The organism is Jeotgalibacillus sp. JSM ZJ347, assembly GCF_044383825.1.
In the GTDB taxonomy this organism is placed as follows: domain Bacteria; phylum Bacillota; class Bacilli; order Bacillales; family Jeotgalibacillaceae; genus Jeotgalibacillus.
Genome location: NZ_JBISEN010000002.1, coordinates 966,214 through 984,987, shown reverse-complemented (window position 1 = coordinate 984,987; position 18,774 = coordinate 966,214). Strand labels below are relative to the sequence as shown.

The 18,774-nt window shown below is 43.8% G+C and carries 17 protein-coding genes; 8 read left to right on the top strand and 9 right to left on the bottom strand.

What is annotated here, in order from left to right; genetic code table 11:
• Nucleotides 1-115 precede the first annotated feature (115 nt).
• Nucleotides 116-322, top strand: coding sequence for a hypothetical protein (locus ACH6CZ_RS10400; protein ID WP_374097359.1), 207 nt, complete (start codon nucleotides 116-118; stop codon nucleotides 320-322).
• A gap of 22 nt (nucleotides 323-344) precedes the next feature.
• On the top strand, nucleotides 345-638 hold the full coding sequence (locus tag ACH6CZ_RS10395) for a spore coat protein (RefSeq protein WP_374097358.1): 294 nt from the start codon (nucleotides 345-347) through the stop codon (nucleotides 636-638).
• A gap of 63 nt (nucleotides 639-701) precedes the next feature.
• Here the strand turns inward: ACH6CZ_RS10395 and ACH6CZ_RS10390 are convergent, their stop codons facing one another.
• Both ACH6CZ_RS10390 and ACH6CZ_RS10385 read right to left on the bottom strand, forming a co-directional pair.
• Nucleotides 702-947, bottom strand: coding sequence for a DUF2573 family protein (locus tag ACH6CZ_RS10390; RefSeq protein ID WP_374097357.1), 246 nt, complete (start codon nucleotides 945-947; stop codon nucleotides 702-704).
• A 296-nt stretch (nucleotides 948-1,243) separates the two neighbouring features.
• Entirely contained in the window at nucleotides 1,244-2,065 is an 822-nt protein-coding gene (locus tag ACH6CZ_RS10385; protein ID WP_374097356.1) for an ABC transporter ATP-binding protein, read from the bottom strand.
• A 369-nt stretch (nucleotides 2,066-2,434) separates the two neighbouring features.
• Here ACH6CZ_RS10385 and ACH6CZ_RS10380 point away from each other — a divergent pair, with 369 nt between their 5' ends.
• The 4 genes from ACH6CZ_RS10380 (at nucleotide 2,435) to ACH6CZ_RS10365 (ending at nucleotide 8,100) form a co-directional block, all read left to right on the top strand.
• Nucleotides 2,435-2,752, top strand: a complete 318-nt coding sequence (locus ACH6CZ_RS10380) for a thioredoxin family protein (RefSeq protein ID WP_374097355.1) — start codon at nucleotides 2,435-2,437, stop codon at nucleotides 2,750-2,752.
• Between the two features lie 18 nt (nucleotides 2,753-2,770).
• The gene (locus ACH6CZ_RS10375) at nucleotides 2,771-3,523 is read left to right on the top strand and encodes an HAD family hydrolase (RefSeq protein WP_374097354.1); all 753 of its coding nucleotides are present in this window, start codon (nucleotides 2,771-2,773) and stop codon (nucleotides 3,521-3,523) included.
• Between the two features lie 344 nt (nucleotides 3,524-3,867).
• The gene (locus ACH6CZ_RS10370) at nucleotides 3,868-6,945 is read left to right on the top strand and encodes an efflux RND transporter permease subunit (RefSeq protein ID WP_374097353.1); all 3,078 of its coding nucleotides are present in this window, start codon (nucleotides 3,868-3,870) and stop codon (nucleotides 6,943-6,945) included.
• Between the two features lie 114 nt (nucleotides 6,946-7,059).
• Entirely contained in the window at nucleotides 7,060-8,100 is a 1,041-nt protein-coding gene (locus tag ACH6CZ_RS10365; RefSeq protein ID WP_374097352.1) for an SDR family oxidoreductase, read from the top strand.
• A gap of 26 nt (nucleotides 8,101-8,126) precedes the next feature.
• Here the strand turns inward: ACH6CZ_RS10365 and ACH6CZ_RS10360 are convergent, their stop codons facing one another.
• Both ACH6CZ_RS10360 and ilvD read right to left on the bottom strand, forming a co-directional pair.
• Entirely contained in the window at nucleotides 8,127-8,828 is a 702-nt protein-coding gene (locus tag ACH6CZ_RS10360; RefSeq protein ID WP_374097351.1) for a DsbA family oxidoreductase, read from the bottom strand.
• A 196-nt stretch (nucleotides 8,829-9,024) separates the two neighbouring features.
• Nucleotides 9,025-10,722 carry a dihydroxy-acid dehydratase gene (gene ilvD / locus ACH6CZ_RS10355; protein ID WP_374097350.1) on the bottom strand — a complete coding sequence of 566 codons (1,698 nt, stop codon included), beginning with the start codon at nucleotides 10,720-10,722 and terminating at the stop codon, nucleotides 9,025-9,027.
• Between the two features lie 231 nt (nucleotides 10,723-10,953).
• On the opposite strand from ilvD, the gene ACH6CZ_RS10350 reads away from it, so the two are divergent.
• Nucleotides 10,954-11,355 carry a secondary thiamine-phosphate synthase enzyme YjbQ gene (locus ACH6CZ_RS10350; RefSeq protein ID WP_374097349.1) on the top strand — a complete coding sequence of 134 codons (402 nt, stop codon included), beginning with the start codon at nucleotides 10,954-10,956 and terminating at the stop codon, nucleotides 11,353-11,355.
• A 12-nt stretch (nucleotides 11,356-11,367) separates the two neighbouring features.
• Nucleotides 11,368-12,255, top strand: a complete 888-nt coding sequence (locus ACH6CZ_RS10345) for a DMT family transporter (protein ID WP_374097348.1) — start codon at nucleotides 11,368-11,370, stop codon at nucleotides 12,253-12,255.
• 36 nt (nucleotides 12,256-12,291) lie between these two features.
• Here ACH6CZ_RS10345 and ACH6CZ_RS10340 read toward each other — a convergent pair whose 3' ends face one another.
• From ACH6CZ_RS10340 to ACH6CZ_RS10320, 5 genes are all read right to left on the bottom strand, one after another.
• Nucleotides 12,292-12,654 carry a PilZ domain-containing protein gene (locus tag ACH6CZ_RS10340; protein WP_374097347.1) on the bottom strand — a complete coding sequence of 121 codons (363 nt, stop codon included), beginning with the start codon at nucleotides 12,652-12,654 and terminating at the stop codon, nucleotides 12,292-12,294.
• A gap of 145 nt (nucleotides 12,655-12,799) precedes the next feature.
• On the bottom strand, nucleotides 12,800-15,217 hold the full coding sequence (locus ACH6CZ_RS10335; RefSeq protein ID WP_374097346.1) for a sensor domain-containing protein: 2,418 nt from the start codon (nucleotides 15,215-15,217) through the stop codon (nucleotides 12,800-12,802).
• A gap of 55 nt (nucleotides 15,218-15,272) precedes the next feature.
• Complete coding sequence (locus tag ACH6CZ_RS10330; RefSeq protein WP_374097345.1) at nucleotides 15,273-16,598, bottom strand: diguanylate cyclase domain-containing protein; 1,326 nt, start codon at nucleotides 16,596-16,598, stop codon at nucleotides 15,273-15,275.
• A gap of 148 nt (nucleotides 16,599-16,746) precedes the next feature.
• Nucleotides 16,747-18,405 (bottom strand): FAD-dependent oxidoreductase, encoded by a 1,659-nt coding sequence (locus ACH6CZ_RS10325; protein WP_374097344.1) that lies wholly within the window; start codon nucleotides 18,403-18,405, stop codon nucleotides 16,747-16,749.
• Between the two features lie 88 nt (nucleotides 18,406-18,493).
• Complete coding sequence (locus tag ACH6CZ_RS10320) at nucleotides 18,494-18,772, bottom strand: adhesin (RefSeq protein ID WP_374097343.1); 279 nt, start codon at nucleotides 18,770-18,772, stop codon at nucleotides 18,494-18,496.
• Nucleotides 18,773-18,774 lie beyond the last annotated feature (2 nt).

Below are 18,774 nucleotides of genomic sequence, written 5' to 3'. Positions count from 1 at the left end.
CTTTAGCGAACTAGCCTAATCTTATCATGCCATTCTCCATTTGAATACAAAAATCGACGTATATTTCCTTCCTTTCCTGCACATAGTAAACAGGACAAAAAAGGAGGCGAAAAAGATGATACAGCAACAGTTATCAACTAAAGATCTTCTATACCTGAAAGATGTACTTGAATGGAATCTTCTTGCTTCAAAGAAAGCCCATTACGCAGCTACTCAGTGCGCAACGCCAGAATTAAAAACAATGCTTGAAGCATGCTGTACAATGCACAAGAATCACTATGAAAAAACATCTGCTTTCCTATCAGGTCAGCCGGTTCAGTAATGATAAAACAGGAGGAATTCCAATGCAGAATATGCAACAGACTGCGACCATGTCTGAAAAAGACTGGGCAACCGATCTTCTTATTTTAGAAAAACATCTTGCTGTCAGCTACAGTGTTGCTTCAAATGAAGCAAGTACTAACCAGCTATTTCAGTTTCTTCAGGCAATCCTGTCTGAAACGTCGAGACAGCAGCATACCCTTTACTCTTATATGGAACAGCAAAACTGGTATAACCCGGCGAAAGAGACACCGGTCAATATCCAGAATGCTGCAAATCAGGCACATACTGATAAGAGCCAGCTGCCAGTACATTAATGGATGGAAAAGCCGAAAAGTGTCTGGACACTTTTCGGCTTTTTTATGTACTTTTAATGGTACCTACTCTTCTTTGTTTTCGGCTCGGACTGATTTATTTTTCTTCTGAATGTCTCTCACAATCCGCTTCATTTCCTCTTTGCCTTCTGGATAAAGGCTGTTCCAGTGTCTTGCGAGTGCTGGCATTGTTTTTGAAATGTGGTTATAGAGTACGTACATTTTAATTTCCTCGATTGATTGTTCTGATGTGTCGCCTGTTAGCAGTTCTGCGTATTTTTCTGCCATTGCATCCATCTTGTCTTTCATCATTGTACTTACATCCCTTCCCTGTTTGATTTGGTTTAATCTTATTTTGGTAATTTGTTGATAAATTTAGTCCTGTTTTATGAAGGTTGGCTGTGGATTTCCGCTTCAGGCGGACGCTTTCCGGACGGAGGTTGCTGAGCCTCCTCGCCTTCGGCTGCGGGGTCTCAGCTTCCCTCTAATCGTCTCGGAGTCGCCGCCTTACGCTCCAATCCACATCTGTGAAATTATATCGATAGTGGATTAAAATTATTTCGAAAAAATTAAAAACAAAAACCGCCTTTTAATAGACGGTTTTTTGGTTATGAAACTGCGTCTGCAGTGGTTTTGGTTTCCTGGACGATGCATCGGCCTCTGCCGTGCGGGATGCAGAGTGGTGTGCCGAAAAGCGGGTCTGTTGTAACCTGACAGTTCATTTCAAATACGTGTCTGACAAGGTCGCAGCTGATGACTTCTTCAGGTTTACCCTGATTATATACTTTGCGGTCTTTCACTGCGATCAGGTTATGTGCGTATCTGCATGCAAGGTTCAGGTCATGCAGGACCATTACAATCGTACGGTTTTCTTTTTCATTTAGCTCAAATAATAAATCCAGAATTTCAATCTGGTGTGTCATATCTAAGTAAGTTGTTGGTTCATCTAGCAGAATCAGATCTGTGTCCTGAGCGAGTGTCATGGCAATCCATGCACGCTGGCGCTGACCGCCTGACAATTCATCGACGAAACGATCCTGAAGCTCAGTCATGCCTGTTGCTTCAAGTGCGCTGTTCACAGCTTCTTCATCTTTTTTAGACCACTGTTGTAAAAAACCCTGATAAGGATATCTTCCCTGCTTAACAAGCTGGAGAACCGTAAGACCTTCAGGTGCAACCGGTGATTGCGGTAAGATCGCCATTTCCTGCGCTACTTTGCGGGATGAATAGCGATTGATTTCTTTTCCATTTAACAGAACATCGCCATCCTGAGGTTTTAACAGACGTGCCATCGAACGCAGCAGCGTCGATTTGCCGCAGCCGTTACCACCGATCAGAACAGAAATTTCCCCTTTTGGAATCGTTAAATCAAGCTCTTCTATTATAATGGAATCTCCGTATCCTAATGTTAATGACTGTGTCTTTAGCATCTAAACCGATCTCCTTTAGTTTCCTTCGCGGGCTTCAGCAACTTCACTTCTATTAGTCTAGCTTCTTTTAAAGATTCAGTCAATGAATTTGAGAATCATTATCATTAAATTCACCTTTACTTTTTTTAAAATAGCTATATTAAAGACCAATGATGTTCTAGCACAGCTGGTGATTGTAGCGGAAGGGGGCGACTCCAGCAGGAGAAATCGGACAGGTGAGACCCCGCAGTGCGAAGCGCGAGGAGGCTCACCGCCGATCCTGCGGAAAGCGTCCCCCTGAAGCGGAAATCACCAGCCACCATTTCAGAGCATATTATTTTTGCGTTTTACACAGAAAACTCTTATGATTCCTTTATGGAGGGATGAACAATGCAAGGTATTAAAAATAACGATCAATTTAAAGAAACCATTAATAAGGATGAGCCGGTTATCGTCAAGTTCACAGCGGACTGGTGCCCTGACTGCCGCAGAATGGATATGTTCATTGATGATATCATGGATACTTATAATGAATACGGCTGGTATGAACTGAACCGTGATGAGCTTCCTGAAATTGCAGATGAACAGGAAGTCATGGGTATTCCAAGTCTGCTCCTGTTTAAAAACGGTGAAAAGAAAGCGCATCTTCATTCAGCAAATGCGAAGAGCCCTGAACAGGTAAAAGAATTTCTTGACGCGCAAAAGTAATCAGAGGAGAGGTCAGCTATGACAGCAAGAACGATTCAGGTTGGTGAAACCCCTGTTTCAGCTTCAATCGTCGCTTTTGATAAGGATGGCACGCTGTTCCAGGCAGAACCTTTTTGGAAAGCGTTGAATAAAGAACGAAAAAAGCGTTTTGTATCAATGACCGGTCTTCACCACGGAGAAGAGTGGGACCGGTTCATGGGTGTGAACGAAACAGGCGTGGATCACAGCGGACTTTTAGCTGTGGCAAGTGAAGCTGAAGAAACAATCGTGATTGCTGCCCTGCTTTATCAGCATACCGGGAAGCCGTGGATTGAATCGCTTGCACTCGCTGAAAAGCTGCTTGAAGAAAGTAATCAGTCATTGAATATTCAAGAAGCATTTATACCGGTTCATGGAGCTGCAAAACTGCTTCATGAGCTGAAACATGCCGGATATATCGTTGGGATCGCAACTTCCGATAATAAAGAGCGGGCTTCTCATTGTATGAAACTGCTCGGTTTTTATGATGCAGACTTTATTGTGACGCCTGCAAATGTATCACATGGCAAACCGGCTCCGGATATGCTAGAGAAAATCTGCAGAGATTTTACTGTCCCGCCTGACGAAGTGTTGATGGTCGGTGACAGTATGGTTGATTGTATGATGGCGAAAGCAGCGGGATGCAAGTCAATTGCCGTGAATGAAAACCCGGCACTGCTTGAGGAATTGTCACTAAGAGCTGACTTCAGCCTCCCGAGTGTGGCTGATATTATGATTAAATGGGAAACATAATATTTAAGATTCCGGAACATGTTCTGATGTGTTCCGGATTTTTTTGTGCCGCTTCATGCATCTAAATGGGGCTTTAGCGCAGTCGATAGTCCTCTCTTGACAGTCAATCCTGACTTCATGTCGTTCAGTTGCGCTGATACAGCGTTCAACCCGGGTGTATCGCGCAGTCAATCAGCGACATAGCGATGTCAGCGGGCAGCATACGACACTTACCATCCAGCTTACACCTCCCAACGAAAAACGCCCCTCGAAAATTAAAACACATCCGAGCACCTTCATTCTTGACACAACTGTCGGTTTTGTGAAAAAGTTAGCGTATTGATAGAACAATTGGAGGTGCAACCATGTTTGAATGGGTGCTGAAAAGATCAAAAATATTTATGATTTTATTTGTATTATTCCTGATTGTCGGTGTGCTGACTTTCCTTCAGCTACCACAGCGGGAAATTCCTGAGACATCGATTAACGTCTCAACGATCTCCACTCCATACCCGGGTGCCACACCGGAAACCGTGGAGCGGACGGTAACCAATCCGATTGAAAGAAATCTTGATGGTCTGGATGGGATTGACAGTATTTCCTCATCTTCTGCTGCCGGGTTCTCACAGATTATCGTGACCCTGACTGGTGATGCTGATAAGCAGGAGACATTATCAGCGATCAGACAGGAAGTATCAGATGCAGGCGCTTCTTTCCCGGAAGAAGTACTTGAACCGACTGTCAGTGAAGCGGCTGCTAATTTCCCGGTCACATCCTATATGCTGACTGCAGACAGCCGTGAAGACTTTGAAGGCCTCAGAAGTGTCATGGATACATGGGAAGAAGAGTTATCTGCTGTACCTGGTATCTCAGGCGTCACTGTAAAAGGTGTTCAGGAAGAAGAAATTATACTTACATTAAACAGTGAGGATCTTGGGGACAATGGCCTTGCTTTCCCGCAGGTACTGACTGCGATTGAAGAAGAGTTTAATCCTGTACCGCTTGGAAAGCAGGAAGCTGACGGCACGATTTATCAGCTTGCCATTTCATCTTACAGTTCTGTAGATGAAATGGAACAGGTTGTCATTGGACAGAATCCTCAGGGAGAATCAGTCCTGCTTTCTGATGTTGGTACGGTTGAAGTTCAGCCGAAACAAACCGAAGACCTGATTACACTTGACGGTCAGCCGGCTGTTTCCGTTACGACTTACTTAGAATCAGGTGAAGATATTCCTTCAGTGAGCGAAGCAGTTGAAGAAAAAGTCGCTGAACTTGAATCACAACTGCCTGAAGAAGTCTCATTTGAATCGTATTATTCACAGGCTAATTTAGTTAATGAGATTTTCCAGGGACTGTTTTTCTCACTTGCGATTGCTGTACTTGCAGTTATCGTAACAAGTTCACTCGGACTGACTGCAGGTGGGGCCATTGTGGTTGCGATTGCAGTACCAATGTCTGTATTAATGGGCATTATTCCACTACCTGGTGCAGGCGTTGATTTAAACCAGATTTCAGTTATTGGTGTGATTATCGCACTTGGTATTCTGGTCGATGACTCGATTGTGGTGAATGATAATATCCAGCGCAGATTCAAGCTTGGTGATAAGGCACTACCGGGCGTTGTAACCGGGGTAAAGGAAGTCTGGGTGTCGATTATCACTTCTTCACTTGCAATTGTCTTTACCTTCCTCCCTCTTGTCTTTTTATCAGGCGGGAATGGAGACTTTATCAGAGCCTTGCCGACAGTACTGATCACGACGATTATTGCGTCAACAATCGTTGCTTTACTGCTCGTACCAATGCTTAGATACACATTCTACAGAAATACATCTAAAAAAGTATCAGATGCTCCTGGTCTGCTTGGTAAGCCGCTTAATATTCTGGCCGATTTCTATGCGGACAAAGTATTGAAAAGAACGGCTAAGAAGCCGCTATTAACTGGTGCGATCGGACTGATCATCACGACATTGTTATTCGGACTTGTCGTGTTAACACCATTTGAATTTTTCCCTGCTGCTGACCGTGAAGAGGTAACAGTAGATGTAACACTTCCAATCGGAACGCCGCTTGATGAAACAGAGAGTACACTGCTTGAAATGGCAGAGGTGCTTGAACAGGATGAAGGCGTCTATGAAACGGCTGTATTTGCCGGTACCGGACTGCCAAACCTTTTCAACAGTTCACTGAATACGACTGGAGAATACACTGGTCAGGTCGTTGCAAGAGTTGACCGTGAAAACCAGACGGCACAGGGACTGATTGAAGATTGGACAGATGAATTAAGAAGCCAGTATCCAGATGCGATTATCTTTATGAATACAATTGAACAGGGACCGCCATCTGGTGCACCTGTAACAGTCACTGTAAAAGGACCTGAGCTTGATGAAATTGTATCGATCCGCGATGAAGTGATGACACAGATTGAAGATCTTGGCGTTGACCTTGTCCTTGATAATATCGGTGAGGAAGAGCCGGTGATTTCATATGTGCCGGACCGCGAAGCACTTGAAGAAAATGATATCAGCATTCAGGCGATCAGCCAGCAGATTAGACTTGTCACTGAAGGCATTCCGATGGCTTCATTTGACGATGGTGTGACGCAGCGTGATATGAAACTGCTTGTTGATCCGATTGAAGAAGGTCAGAACATCCCGCTTGATGAGATTGAAGTGCCGGTTGCGGCCCAGCAAAACGGTCCGTCTCAGCTGATCCCGCTCTCAGATCTTGTGACAGTTGAAGAAACCTCCCAGCTGCAGCGGATCCAGCATGAAGACGGTGAGCGTGCCATTACAATCCGCGCTTTCCCTGGCGATGTGGAAGACCTTGAAGCAAAAACAACTGACATTGTAGAAGATGTACGCTCTTCAATCGGTGAAGAGTATTCGCTGACAATCGGTGGAGAAAATGAAGCACAGAATGATTTCTTCTCAGAGATCATCCTATTGTTTACAATCGTTATTTTCCTTGTGTATTTGTTGATTGCATTCCAGTTCAACTCACTGTCACTGCCTTTCCTTGTACTGACAGCTGTGTATCTGGCAATTGCAGGGGCGATCCTTGGACTGTTTGTTACTCAAACACCGATCAGTTTCCTTGCTGTGATGGGTATGGTATCACTGACAGGTATTGTCGTTCGAAACTCTGTTGTTTTAATTGACTTTATCGAGCAAGGTGTTGCAAATGGCATGAAAGTGTATGATGCCGTGATCGAAGCGGGACGCGTGAGAATCCGTCCGATCACACTGACAGCCATTACGTCAATTGTGGCACTGGTTCCTGTTGCCGTGAGTGGTGATGCATTATTTACACCACTGGCAGTCACGATTATTGCCGGAATTGCATTCTCTACATTACTGACACTGATTATTGTACCGATGCTTTATCTTGTATTCCTGCGTTTCAGACGTAAAGGTAAAGAGCTTAAGAAGAGTGGTCAGTACTAAGTTGGAAAGGAGTCGTCCTTAAAGGGCGGCTCTTTTTTAGATTTGCGGAAATTTCAAAACCACCCCCTTCTTTTGATATAATAAAAATCGAATGCTTTTTTAAAGGAGATCACCATGAATATTATGATAACCGGCGCAACCGGCTTTGTAGGCTCAAAGCTGATGCACTCACTTTTAGATAAAGGCCACACACTCTACCCTGTTGTACGCAGTGAGCAGAAAATCAAACGGTTCACTGCAGAGCTTTCTTCAGAGCAGGCAAACAGAATTCACCCTGTGACCGGGGATATTACAAAGACTGATTTTGGGATCAGTGAAACAGATTCGCTCACTGGTCACATTGATATCCTCTATCATACAGCGGCATTTCTATCGTTTGATCCTGCTGATCGCGAGAAGACGTTTCTCGCAAATGTGGATGGGACAACCCATGCGCTGGAGCTCGCTGAGAAGCTTGCGATTCCGTCTTTTTACCATGTAAGCACTGCCTATACTGCTGGCTTACAGGATATTGTTAATGAAGAAATTCATTCTAAGGATCGGGCTTTTGTAAATGATTATGAGGAAAGTAAAAATCACGCTGAACACCTCGTGTGGAACAAGCGGCATGATTTGAAGGTCAGCATTTTCAGACCTGCAATTATTATTGGAGACACTCAGACCGGGGAGGCTGACACAACTTTTGCTCTGTATGGTCTGCTGAAGGCAGTGTCGTTATTGAAAAAACTGATTAGACGCGGCCGTGTTGATCAGGATAGAATGATTAAGCTGCTGTGCGACCCTGAAGCGTCAAATAATGTTGTCCCGGTTAATTATGTTGTAGATGTACTGACAGCTGCTGCAACGCATGCAAAACCTGACCACATCTACCACATTTCAAATAACTATTCACCGAATAACGCCTCTGTGATGGAATGGATTAAACAATACAGCGGCGTTAAGAACCTGGCAGTAACTGCTGATGCAATGGATCTGTCAGACGAAGATGCTGTGATCAATGCGCCAATGAGCGTGTTTCACTCTTACCTTTCGCGTACAGTGGTTTTTAAGGATGGAAACACGAATACACTATTACAAGAAGCCTGCTATCCAGTCTTCCAACTGACAGCTGAACAATATCAGTTTTTAATTAAAACGTATTTTGCACAAGCATAAAAAAAGCACGCCGCGGCGTGCTTTTTTTATACGTCACATGAATCATCTGTGCAGGCATTCCCCTGCCCGCCAACGTTCACAAGCGGTGACTGATTTGTTTCTTCCCATACTTTTTCAAGCGCCTGTGTAAAGACTTCATCAGGCTGCGCACCGGAAATCGCATATTTATTTTCGAGTACGAAAAACGGTACGCCTGACACGCCGATTTGTGCAGCTTTCTTTATATCTGCGGTCATTGCTTCCATATACTGATCAGATGTGAGAACGTCACGCGCTTTTTCAGCATCAAGTCCAACTTCCTCAGCGATCGCAACAAGCTGATCGTGATCCCCGATATGCTTTGATTCAAGGAAATAGGCACTTAACAACTTTTCAGTGATCTGCTGATCTTTGCCGTGTTCAGCAGCAAAGTGAGTCAGTCTGTGCGCATCCTGTGTATTCGTGCGCTTCATTTTTGAAAAATCATAATCAAGTCCAACTTCTTTTGCCTGCGCGACAACGTTATTTGTCATTTCCACTGCCTGATCGTAAGACATACCGTATTTTTTCGCCAGCGCTGAGACTGTGTCTTCAGATGCGTTTTCCGGTGCATCCGGATCAAGCTGGAAGCTGCGGTAGACGACTTCTACTTGGTCTTTGTGTTCAAATTTATTCAGTGCGTTTTCAAGCTTTCTTTTGCCGATATAGCAAAATGGGCATACGTAATCTGACCATACTTCGATTTTCATAAAGTGAATCCCTCCTGAGTGTTCATAGTGACATTTTACAATGTTTATTTTCGTTTATCGAAAAATCTGCCTGTGGGTGGGATGGCTGGTTCGGAGAAAAATCCCCCTCGTTCTTAAAATAGTGCCAAAAGACCCCCTCCCACTCCCACGCTTCTTCTCAAAAAAACCGCCCGAACTGTGTCCGGACGGAAAAACATTATTCTTCAAACAAATCTGTTACAGCACCTTTAGATGAAGAAGATACTGCGTTTGCGTACTTCGCAAGAATGCCGCGCTTGAATTTTGGTTCAGGCTTCTTCCACTCGCGTGCGCGCTTTTCGAATTCTTCTTCTGAGATCTGCAGGTTGATCTCCTGCGTGTCGCTGTCAATTGCGACGATGTCTCCGTTTTGCAGGAGGCCGATTGGTCCGCCGACTGCTGCTTCCGGTGCGATGTGACCAATCACGAAGCCGTGTGAGCCTCCTGAAAAGCGACCGTCAGTTAAGAGGGCTACTTTCCCGTTCAATCCGCGCCCGACGATCATAGCGGTGATCGAAAGCATCTCAGGCATACCCGGTCCGCCTTTTGGTCCAACGTTACGGATCACAACAACATCGCCTTCTTTAATCTGGTTATCTTCGATTGCTTTTGTACATTCAGCTTCACTGTCATAGACTTTTGCCGGTCCTTCAAAGCGGCTGATTTTCTGTCCGCTCATTTTTGCAACCGCGCCTTCAGGAGCTAGGTTCCCTTTTAGAACAACAAGCGGTCCTGTCTTTTTAAGCGGCTCGCTGATTGGTGTAATCACCTTTTGACCTTCTTTAAGTGATGACACTTCTGCAAGGTTTTCTGCGACCGTTTTACCAGTTACAGTGATGCAATCGCCGTGAAGCAGTCCTTCTTCTAAAAGAAGCTTCATCACAGCCGGTACACCGCCTGCTTCATACAGATCCTGCATAACGTATTTACCGCTCGGCTTAAGGTCTGCGATGTGTGGAACGTTTTGGCGTACACGTTCAAAGTCATCCATTGTCAGATCTACTTCAGCTGCATGCGCCATTGCAAGCAGGTGAAGGAATGCATTTGTAGATCCGCCAAGTGCCATCACAACTGTAATCGCATTTTCGAACGCTTCTTTCGTCATGATGTCACGCGGATAGATATCCTGTTCAAGCAGCTTCACAACAAGCTCACCGGCCTGTTCACATTCCTGCTCTTTATAGTCGTTGATCGCAGGTGTTGAAGATGATCCGGGAATACTCATTCCAAGTGCTTCAACTGCTGATGCCATTGTGTTTGCCGTGTACATACCACCGCATGCACCAGCGCCAGGACAGGCACTGCATTCCACTTTATACAGCTGCTCGTCATCAATCAGCCCTTCCTGATACTGACCAACTGCTTCAAATGAAGATACGATGTCGATATCTTTGCCGTCGAGTTTACCCGGCTGGATTGTACCACCGTAAATATAAACAGATGGAATGTTCATGCGCGCAATCGCCATCACGCAGGCTGGCGTCGTTTTATCACAGCCACCAATTGCCACAACGCCGTCAAGGCGCTCAGCATTCGTTACCGTTTCGATTGAATCCGCAATGACTTCACGGCTTGGCAATGAATAGAACATGCCTTCATGTCCCATTGCAATTCCGTCGGAAACCGTGATCGTGTTAAAAATCATTGGTGCGCCGCCACCGGATTTCGCACCGCTTTTCGCACGCTGCGCCAATTTATCAATATGTACATTACAAGGTGTCACTTCACTCCAGGTACTTGCTACACCAATCATCGGTTTTTTAAAATCCTCATCTGTAAAACCGACAGCACGGAGCATGGAGCGATTCGGAACTCTGTTAACTCCTTCACTGATCACTTTACTTCTGATTCTTAAATCCTTTTTTGTCTTATCCATCGCGTAACCCTCCTGATGATTTTCCGCTTTACATCACTGCAGCGAAACCTTTATATAAAGACCATCATACATAGAGATGTGAGGTTCCGCAATAAGAATTCTGAATTTATTAATATTTCTATATATTAAAACGCTTTCATTTTATCAGTAGTGTCTCTTTGTCAGAATATGTGTCTGTTGATAGAAAACTCACCCTCCCTGCGTTACACTATCAAAGAAGGAGATGATCGGATGTTTCATACATTTACAGTAAAAACGCACAGCCGTGACGAAATGATTGAGATTACTCGTGAAGTACAGCAGTGGATCAGCAGCCAGTCATTTAAAAACGGGATTGCTGTTGTATCATCAAAGCATACGACTGCAGGCATTACCGTGAATGAAAATGCAGATCCTGATGTGAAAACGGACTTTTTAAGACGTCTGGATGAGGTGTTTCCATGGGATCACCCGAAGGACAGACATATGGAAGGCAATACTGCATCACATATGAAAGTCAGTACAGTTGGTCATGCACAGATGATTCCGGTTCAGCATGGTGAACTGGTGCTTGGCACGTGGCAGGGCATCTATTTTTGTGAATTTGACGGTCCACGCTCACGCCAGTATACCGTCACGCTGATTTCAAGCTAAAAGGAGAATATTATGAGAGCATATGCAGCACTCGGAGGTCTCAGCCTGATCTGGGGCCTTTCGTTTGTATTTATTAAAATTCTTGCAGAATCTGCAGGTGTCTGGGGAACCGTATTTATCAGGTGTGCTGCCGGCGCGCTGATTCTGCTGCCGATTCTGATTGCGCAGTGGCGAAAGATTGAGCGTCCAATTCCTTGGAAGCACCTGGTTGTCATCGGTTTCATGAATGCAGCACTTCCCTGGGCACTGATCGCGCTCAGTGAAACAAGAATTGCGTCTAACACCGCATCTGTATTAAATGCAACGACACCAGTTTTTGCAGGGTTAATCGGCTTTTTTCTATTTAAACAGCGACTGAAACTTCAGCAGTGGATCGGTATTCTGATTGGCTTTATGGGTGTGCTTGTGCTGATTAATTTTAAAATCGGCGGGATATTCGGCTCGGAATTTATCGGGGTTGGAACAATGATGCTTGGGGCTATGTGTTATGGGTTTGGCTCACATTATGTCAGACGCTTTACTCCGGCTACAGGCGTTGTCCTTCTGTCTGCTACCTCGCTGATGACAGGTGCTGCTGTCGGATTGATCATGATGACAGTAAACGGGTACAATGTGACGAGTTTTACATACGATACGTCTTTCTGGCTCTCAGCAATTGGGCTCGGCTGCTTCGGCTCCGGGATTGCCTATCTGCTGTTTTATTATATGATCAGGCAGAAATCCCCCGAGTTTGCGACAACCGTTACCTATCTTGCACCGGTATCTGCGATGATTTGGGGCAGCGTGCTTTTAGACGAGCCTGTTACACCATCTCTGGTTGGCGGCATGGTCATTATTTTAGCAGGCATCTATTACGCGAATCGCAAGCCAAAATTAAATGTACAGCGTGCTTCAGCTTAATTCATTTTAAAAAAAGAGCGGTATCATACCCGCTCTTTACTCTTTTTTTACGTATTTTTTTAACTGAGCTACAATTTCTTCTTTAACATGTTCGTCACTGTAAAAATTGACACCGTAATGATAATTTTCACCGCTCACGCTTTTCCATACCAGCTCTGCCTTCATCTCATACACTGCTTCATTCAGCATAAATTGCAGGTGTATTTTTACAGGGTCAGTCTCACTGACTGGCAGATTGAGCTTGGAGCTGATTTTAGTCCCGCTAGGACTGATATCATGCATAAGCGCTTTACCAGGCTGTGTTTCTACCTTTTTCCCATTCAGCTCATAGATCTTAAAACTTGCCTCGAGCGGATCTTTAAATGCAAATCTGAAGCCTTCTTTTCGGTTATACCTCAAAGTCCTCACCTCACATAGAGAGTTCAATATTAAATCTTTTATACTGTGTTTATCGGTACTTTCAAAGGATTATTTATGAATAACAGGTGACAATTTCAGAATAACTGATCTGAATTAATTTGCACGTCAAAAGCGGTTGTGTGAATCATTTACTGCTTTGGTGTTGAAAGCTGATATCCGCTAAATCCATTGGCGGCAGCGGGCGGCTGAAGTAATATCCCTGAAAAATATCACATCCGAGCTGCCTGAGTGATTGAACCTGTTCAGCGGTTTCCACGCCTTCAGCCACTACCTTCATTCCCAGGTTATGACCAAGTGCAATGATCGTTGAGATAATCGCCCGTCCTTCTTTCGTGTCCAGTTTATCCGTAAATGCTTTATCAATTTTTACGTGGTCGATCGAGAAGCTCTGTAAGTATTGTAACGAACTATATCCGGTACCGAAGTCATCCATCGCAATTTTGACACCAAGCTGCTTCAGGGTATTTAAAATTCCGCTCGCGATTCCTTCCTGCATCGCAATCGTCTCAGTGATTTCAAGCGTCAGCAGCTCAGGCTGAATGCCTGTCATTAGAATGACACTTTCAACCATTTCACATAAGTCGGATTGATAGAATTGCCTTAAGGAAAGGTTTACAGAAATCGGAACAGTTGGAAACCCGTTTTTCTGCCAGCTGACATTTTGTCTGCAGGCTTCTTCAAGTATCCAATTTCCAATTGGCACAATCAATCCGGTTTCTTCAGCAAGAGGGATAAATGTGGCCGGTGACACCCATCCCAGTTCATCGTTATGCCAGCGAAGCAGTGCTTCAATGCCGCATATTTCCTCTGTGTCTGCTTTAAACTGCGGCTGATAGTACACTATAAATTCCTTGTTCTTCAGCGCTCTTCGCATAAGCGTTTCCATTTTCACATTGGATTCAGTCAGCCCTTCAATATTGGAAGAATAAAGTTGAACGATATTACGACCGTGCTTTTTAGCAAAGTACATCGCACGGTCAGCTGCTCGAACAATCTCTTTTTTATTCACTCCGTGACGGGGGTAAAAGCTGACGCCGACACTCGCTGTCAACACTGTTTCATACCCTTCATCATCAAAAGACTCTCTTACATTAGCAATCGCTTCTTCCGCCAGTCGCCTCGTTTCCTGAACTGTAGTATTGGCAGTGAGAATCGCAAACTCATCTCCTCCATACCGGTAGACAGCCCCTCTGTCACCTGCTGACTTTTTCAGCCGCTCTGCAATAATTGAAAGAATATGATCTCCTGCTTCCCTTCCAAAATAGTCATTGATGAATTTAAATCTGTCGAGTCCGATAATACACAGAGAAAATTCACCGTCTGTCGTTTCATTTAACATTCTGTATAAGTCCCTGCTGAAAAGCTGCTGATTCCCAAGTCCTGTCAAGCTGTCATGATAAGCCATCTGGTGCATCATTGCCTGGTGTTTTTTATTTAGCGTGATATCCTTACCTATACAATGAATATGGCTTAATTCATCATTAAGAAAAGCTGGTATCAGTGTAATGTGCAGCCAGACCATTTCACCTTCTTTATTGCGGGTGGAAGTTTCATACTGATAAGGTTTTCCTTTTAACACCTGCTGAAAATTGTGCTTTGTTTCTTCCCTCACTTCTTCATTAATAAAGCCTAAAAAGGATTCACCTTTCAACTCTTCCGGTGACATACCAAGTATCATCTTCGTTGCTTCATTAAATGTAATAAAGTTCCCTTCAAGGTCAAATGTAATAACCGGGTCTACATTGTGATCAAAGATTGCGCGATGGCTCTCCTCGCTCTCTGTTAACTTTAATTCAGTTTCCAGACGCAATGTAATATCCTGCGCCGTCCCAATAACCCCCTGTACTTTTCCGTCTACAAAAATTGGTACAGCGGTCACCTCTACTGTTAAAAGCGTATTGTATTTATCCTGGATCTGAATCTGAAAATGCTGGACCCTGCCTTTTAATACTTCAAAAAAATGATCTTTTGTCCGTTCCCGGTCATGAACTGTAACAACATCAAGAAAGAACTTACCTTCAAGTTCTGAATACGCATATTTTAACCGTTCAAGCCCTGCCGGATTGAAGTTTTTAAAGTAACCATTTTCATCAATCATATAGACAATGTGAGGGTTGTATTTAAAAAGCGATTCAAACTCAGACATCGATACTCTCAGATCCTCTTTAGTGCGGTCATGCTCTGTTTCATCACTGATTGTCATCATAAAGTAACGTGCTCCTGAAGCAGATGTGAACTCTTTCATCTTCAGCAGGCATACACGTCCATTCAGTCGTTTTTTAAAGGTTGTTTTGTATAGCCGGTCCGGTTCAGTCAAACTGGTTACATCAGTCTCTGCATCTACTGCTGCTTCACACAGGTTCTCCCATGAAGTCCCAATGATTTCTTTGGTGCTAGATTGTAATAGTTCCCTGCATTTCTCATTTGCGTAAATCAGCAGGTCAGGCCGGTCGTTGAAGCTCGAAAATATACATACCGGCTCTGGCAGTTGAATGATGAGTGTACGGAAATCTTCTAATTCAAATTTGGAAAAATGGTTCAATCAATTCACCGCCTGAAAATTTCTTTATTGCTGATACATCTCATTCAAATCATATTTAGCACACTGGATCATCTTGCTGCATGTCGATCCGACAATCGCCGTCAAAGAGTTGAAACACAGTATCCTGATTAATTTTCGCCTTGTATAAAGCCTGATCAGCGCACTTTAAAAATGCTTTTTTTTCTGTCGCATGAGTTGGATAAATGGCGACACCTATATCAAATTTAAAGTCAATATGAGTTCCATTCATATTCAGCGGATCTGAAAAAGCGTTCGCAATCCGGTTTACAACGATAAAGATATCTTCATCTTCGGTGATGTCCGGCAGTACAACAACAAATTCGTCTCCACCCAACCTTCCGACCGTATCAACTTTCCGCAGGCAGCGCTCTAATATCCTGGCAGTAGCGACAATCACTTCATCACCCATTTCATGCCCAAACCGATCATTAATCGACTTGAAATCCCGGCCATCAAGAAAGAGTAAACCGATTTTTTTATTTGTTCTTTCCGACTGGCTGATCGCCATTTCCAGCCTGTCTTCAAGCAGCCTTCTGTTAGGAAGTCCAGATAGATGGTCATAAAATGCCATTTGGGACAGCTTCTCTCGATATTCCACTCTTTCAGTGATATCCCTGGATGAAGTGACAACATTCATCACCTGATCACCCTGAAAAATTGGTGTAGCCACGACCTCTTTCCATGTATAATGTCCATCTCTATTTACATGTCTCAATTCCACAGTCATAGACTTCTTTTTATTGATTAATGTCTCAAACTGTTGTTTAATATGAAGCCTGTCGCGTTCATCTATTACTTCAGAAAAGTGTTTTCCTACGTAGTATTCAGCACTGAATCCATCCGTGATTTCACATGAAGGCGAAGAGTATCGGATCACGCCATTTGGGTCAATGATGCGGATCACATCCGTCGTATTTTCGGTGATAATCCGGAAAAGTTCTTCAGTTTCCTTCAGCTTTTGTTCCAGTGCGTGTTTTTCAGTTACATCCTTGACAATACCAAGTATGAAGCGGCATTCACCGTCCGTGTCCAAAAGTGGATATAACGTGGTATCACCTGTGTAAAATTTTGTACCGTTACTGATTGTATGGGTGAAATTAATACTTTTCTTCGTGTAAGCCACATCCAGATACTGTCCATTCAGGGCAGCAGCCTCTGCTTTATTCCGTACAACTTCCCCGATACTTTTGCCTATCACTTCTTCAGAAAGCGCTGTCAAATTTTTGGCTGCCTGATTAATATACTCATAAAAAATCTGATCTCCCTGAACACCCATTAAAAATACCAGGTCCTCGACAATATCAAATAATCGCACAAAATCTAATAAGTTATCTGTATTACGGTGAGAATATTCAAACATTTATATCTCTCCCTTAAAAGTTCTTTCGTACCACAAAATACTATTCGAATACTAGTTATAAAGTATTATAACTGATGGTTGGTGAAACAGTAATAGTTTTTAAGATGAGTACAAAAAAAACCGTCATAAATGACGGTTTTCTCACATTTTATTGACTGTTTATTACATGCTGATAGTTTTTATTTCCACCTGACAGATTATAAACGACTTCAAATCCGTGATTGATCAGGATATTCTGTGCAGCATTCCCTGTCACACCTTTATTGCAGTATACAACGGTTTTTAGATCAGGGTTCAGTTCTGAAGCTCTGGCTCTTAAATCGCCAAGCGGAATATGAATCGCCCCTTTAACATGCGCTTTTTCATACTGAGCTTTGGATCTGGTATCAATAATCTGGAACGTTTCACCACTTTCCGTTTCATTGATCAGCTGCTGAGGCGTGATCAGCGGAGCCTTTTTACTAATAGAATTGTGCAGCGCCATGCCTGTATACATAACAGGATCTTTCGTTGTCGCAAACGGCGGTGCATAGGCCAGGTCAAGATGGAACAGGTCCTCAGCCTTTGCACCAAATGAGATTGCTGTGACAAACACGTCAATTCGTTTGTCAACGCCCTGAGGCCCTATAATCTGGGCACCAAGCAGCTTTCCGGTTTTGCGATCAGCGACTGCTTTAATGACCATTTCCTTACCACCCAGATATTCCGGACGGTCAGGTTTTATATTATGAAGCACTTCAATTGAATAACCTTCCTCAACCGCTTCTTTTTCTGTCAGACCCGTCTGAGCCACTGCCAGGTCAAATACTTTAAAGATTCCGGTTCCCAGAATACCACGGTGCTCTGCGTTTTCTCCAGTGATTACCTGTCCGGCAATTCTTCCTGTTTTGTTGGCTGTTGAGCCAAGCGGTCTGTATATCGGTTTTCCGGTAATCAGTGAAAAACTCTCAGCTACATCTCCCACGGCAAAGATATCCGGTACATTCGTCTGCATTTTTCTGTTAACCTTAATGGCACCCGTTTCACCGATTTCCACACCAATTTCCCTTGCAAGATCAGTATTTGGACGTATGCCGACAGAGAGGATGACAAGGTCAGTCTCAACAGTTTGTCCACTTTCGAGCTGAACAGAAGTAATACGCTGTCCGCCCTCCAGAGAGTGAACCGTTTCGCCAGTCATCAGCTTTACATTCTTTTCTTTTAAATGATCCGCTACGCGTGCAGCCATATCCTGATCAAGCGGTGGCATAACCTGCGGAAGACGTTCAACAAGTGTGACTTCAATTCCTCTTAGTGTGAGCTGTTCAGCCATTTCAAGTCCAATAAATCCACCACCGACAATTGTCGCTTTTTTCGGCTGGTGTGTATCTACATAATTTCTGATCTCACCCGCATTTCGGATATTGCGGACGCTGAACACATTATCTGCTTCTACACCAGGAATCGGTGGAACAAAACTCGTTGCACCTGTTGCCAGAACAAGCGTATCGTAAGTATCCGTAAACGTTTCATTTGTCATCAGATTCCGTATAACAGCTGTTTTTTCCTGATGATTAATACTTTCTACTTCATGCGCCGTGTGGATATCTATGTTATACCGCTTTTTAAACCACGCTGCATTTCTTGGTGTCAGATCATCAAGTTCAGCTACTTCTCCTCCTACATAATAAGGTATACCACAGCCTGAATAAGAGATATCCGTGTCTTTATCGTAAATCGTAATTTGAAGATCCTCACTGTTTCTTCTGGCTTTTGCACCCACAGATGTGCCGGCCGCAACAGACCCAATAATCAATAACTTTGTCATATTCAGTACCTCCACAATCTTATTTCATCTATAGAAAAAGTGCAGGAAGTCAATGTATATTGATCTTCCTGCACAGCGGTCCTTATCCTCAGCAGGCATTTCCTCCAAGCATCACGATCTGAGGCCCTTCCGGTGTTTCCTCTACATCAAGCGTGATCGCATCCACGGAACCTTTAAGCTCAGCGTCAACAGCAAGCTGTAACCCATCTAACTGATGAATCTGATCGCTTTCCTGTGATGAATCCAACCCAAGACCAAAGCTCGGTCCGCAGCAGCCCTCTCCCGCTTTAAAGAAACGGATTCCCTCTGCTCCTTTGTCCTCTACAACACTTTTTAAAAATGCTACAGCACTTGGTGTCACATTCATTC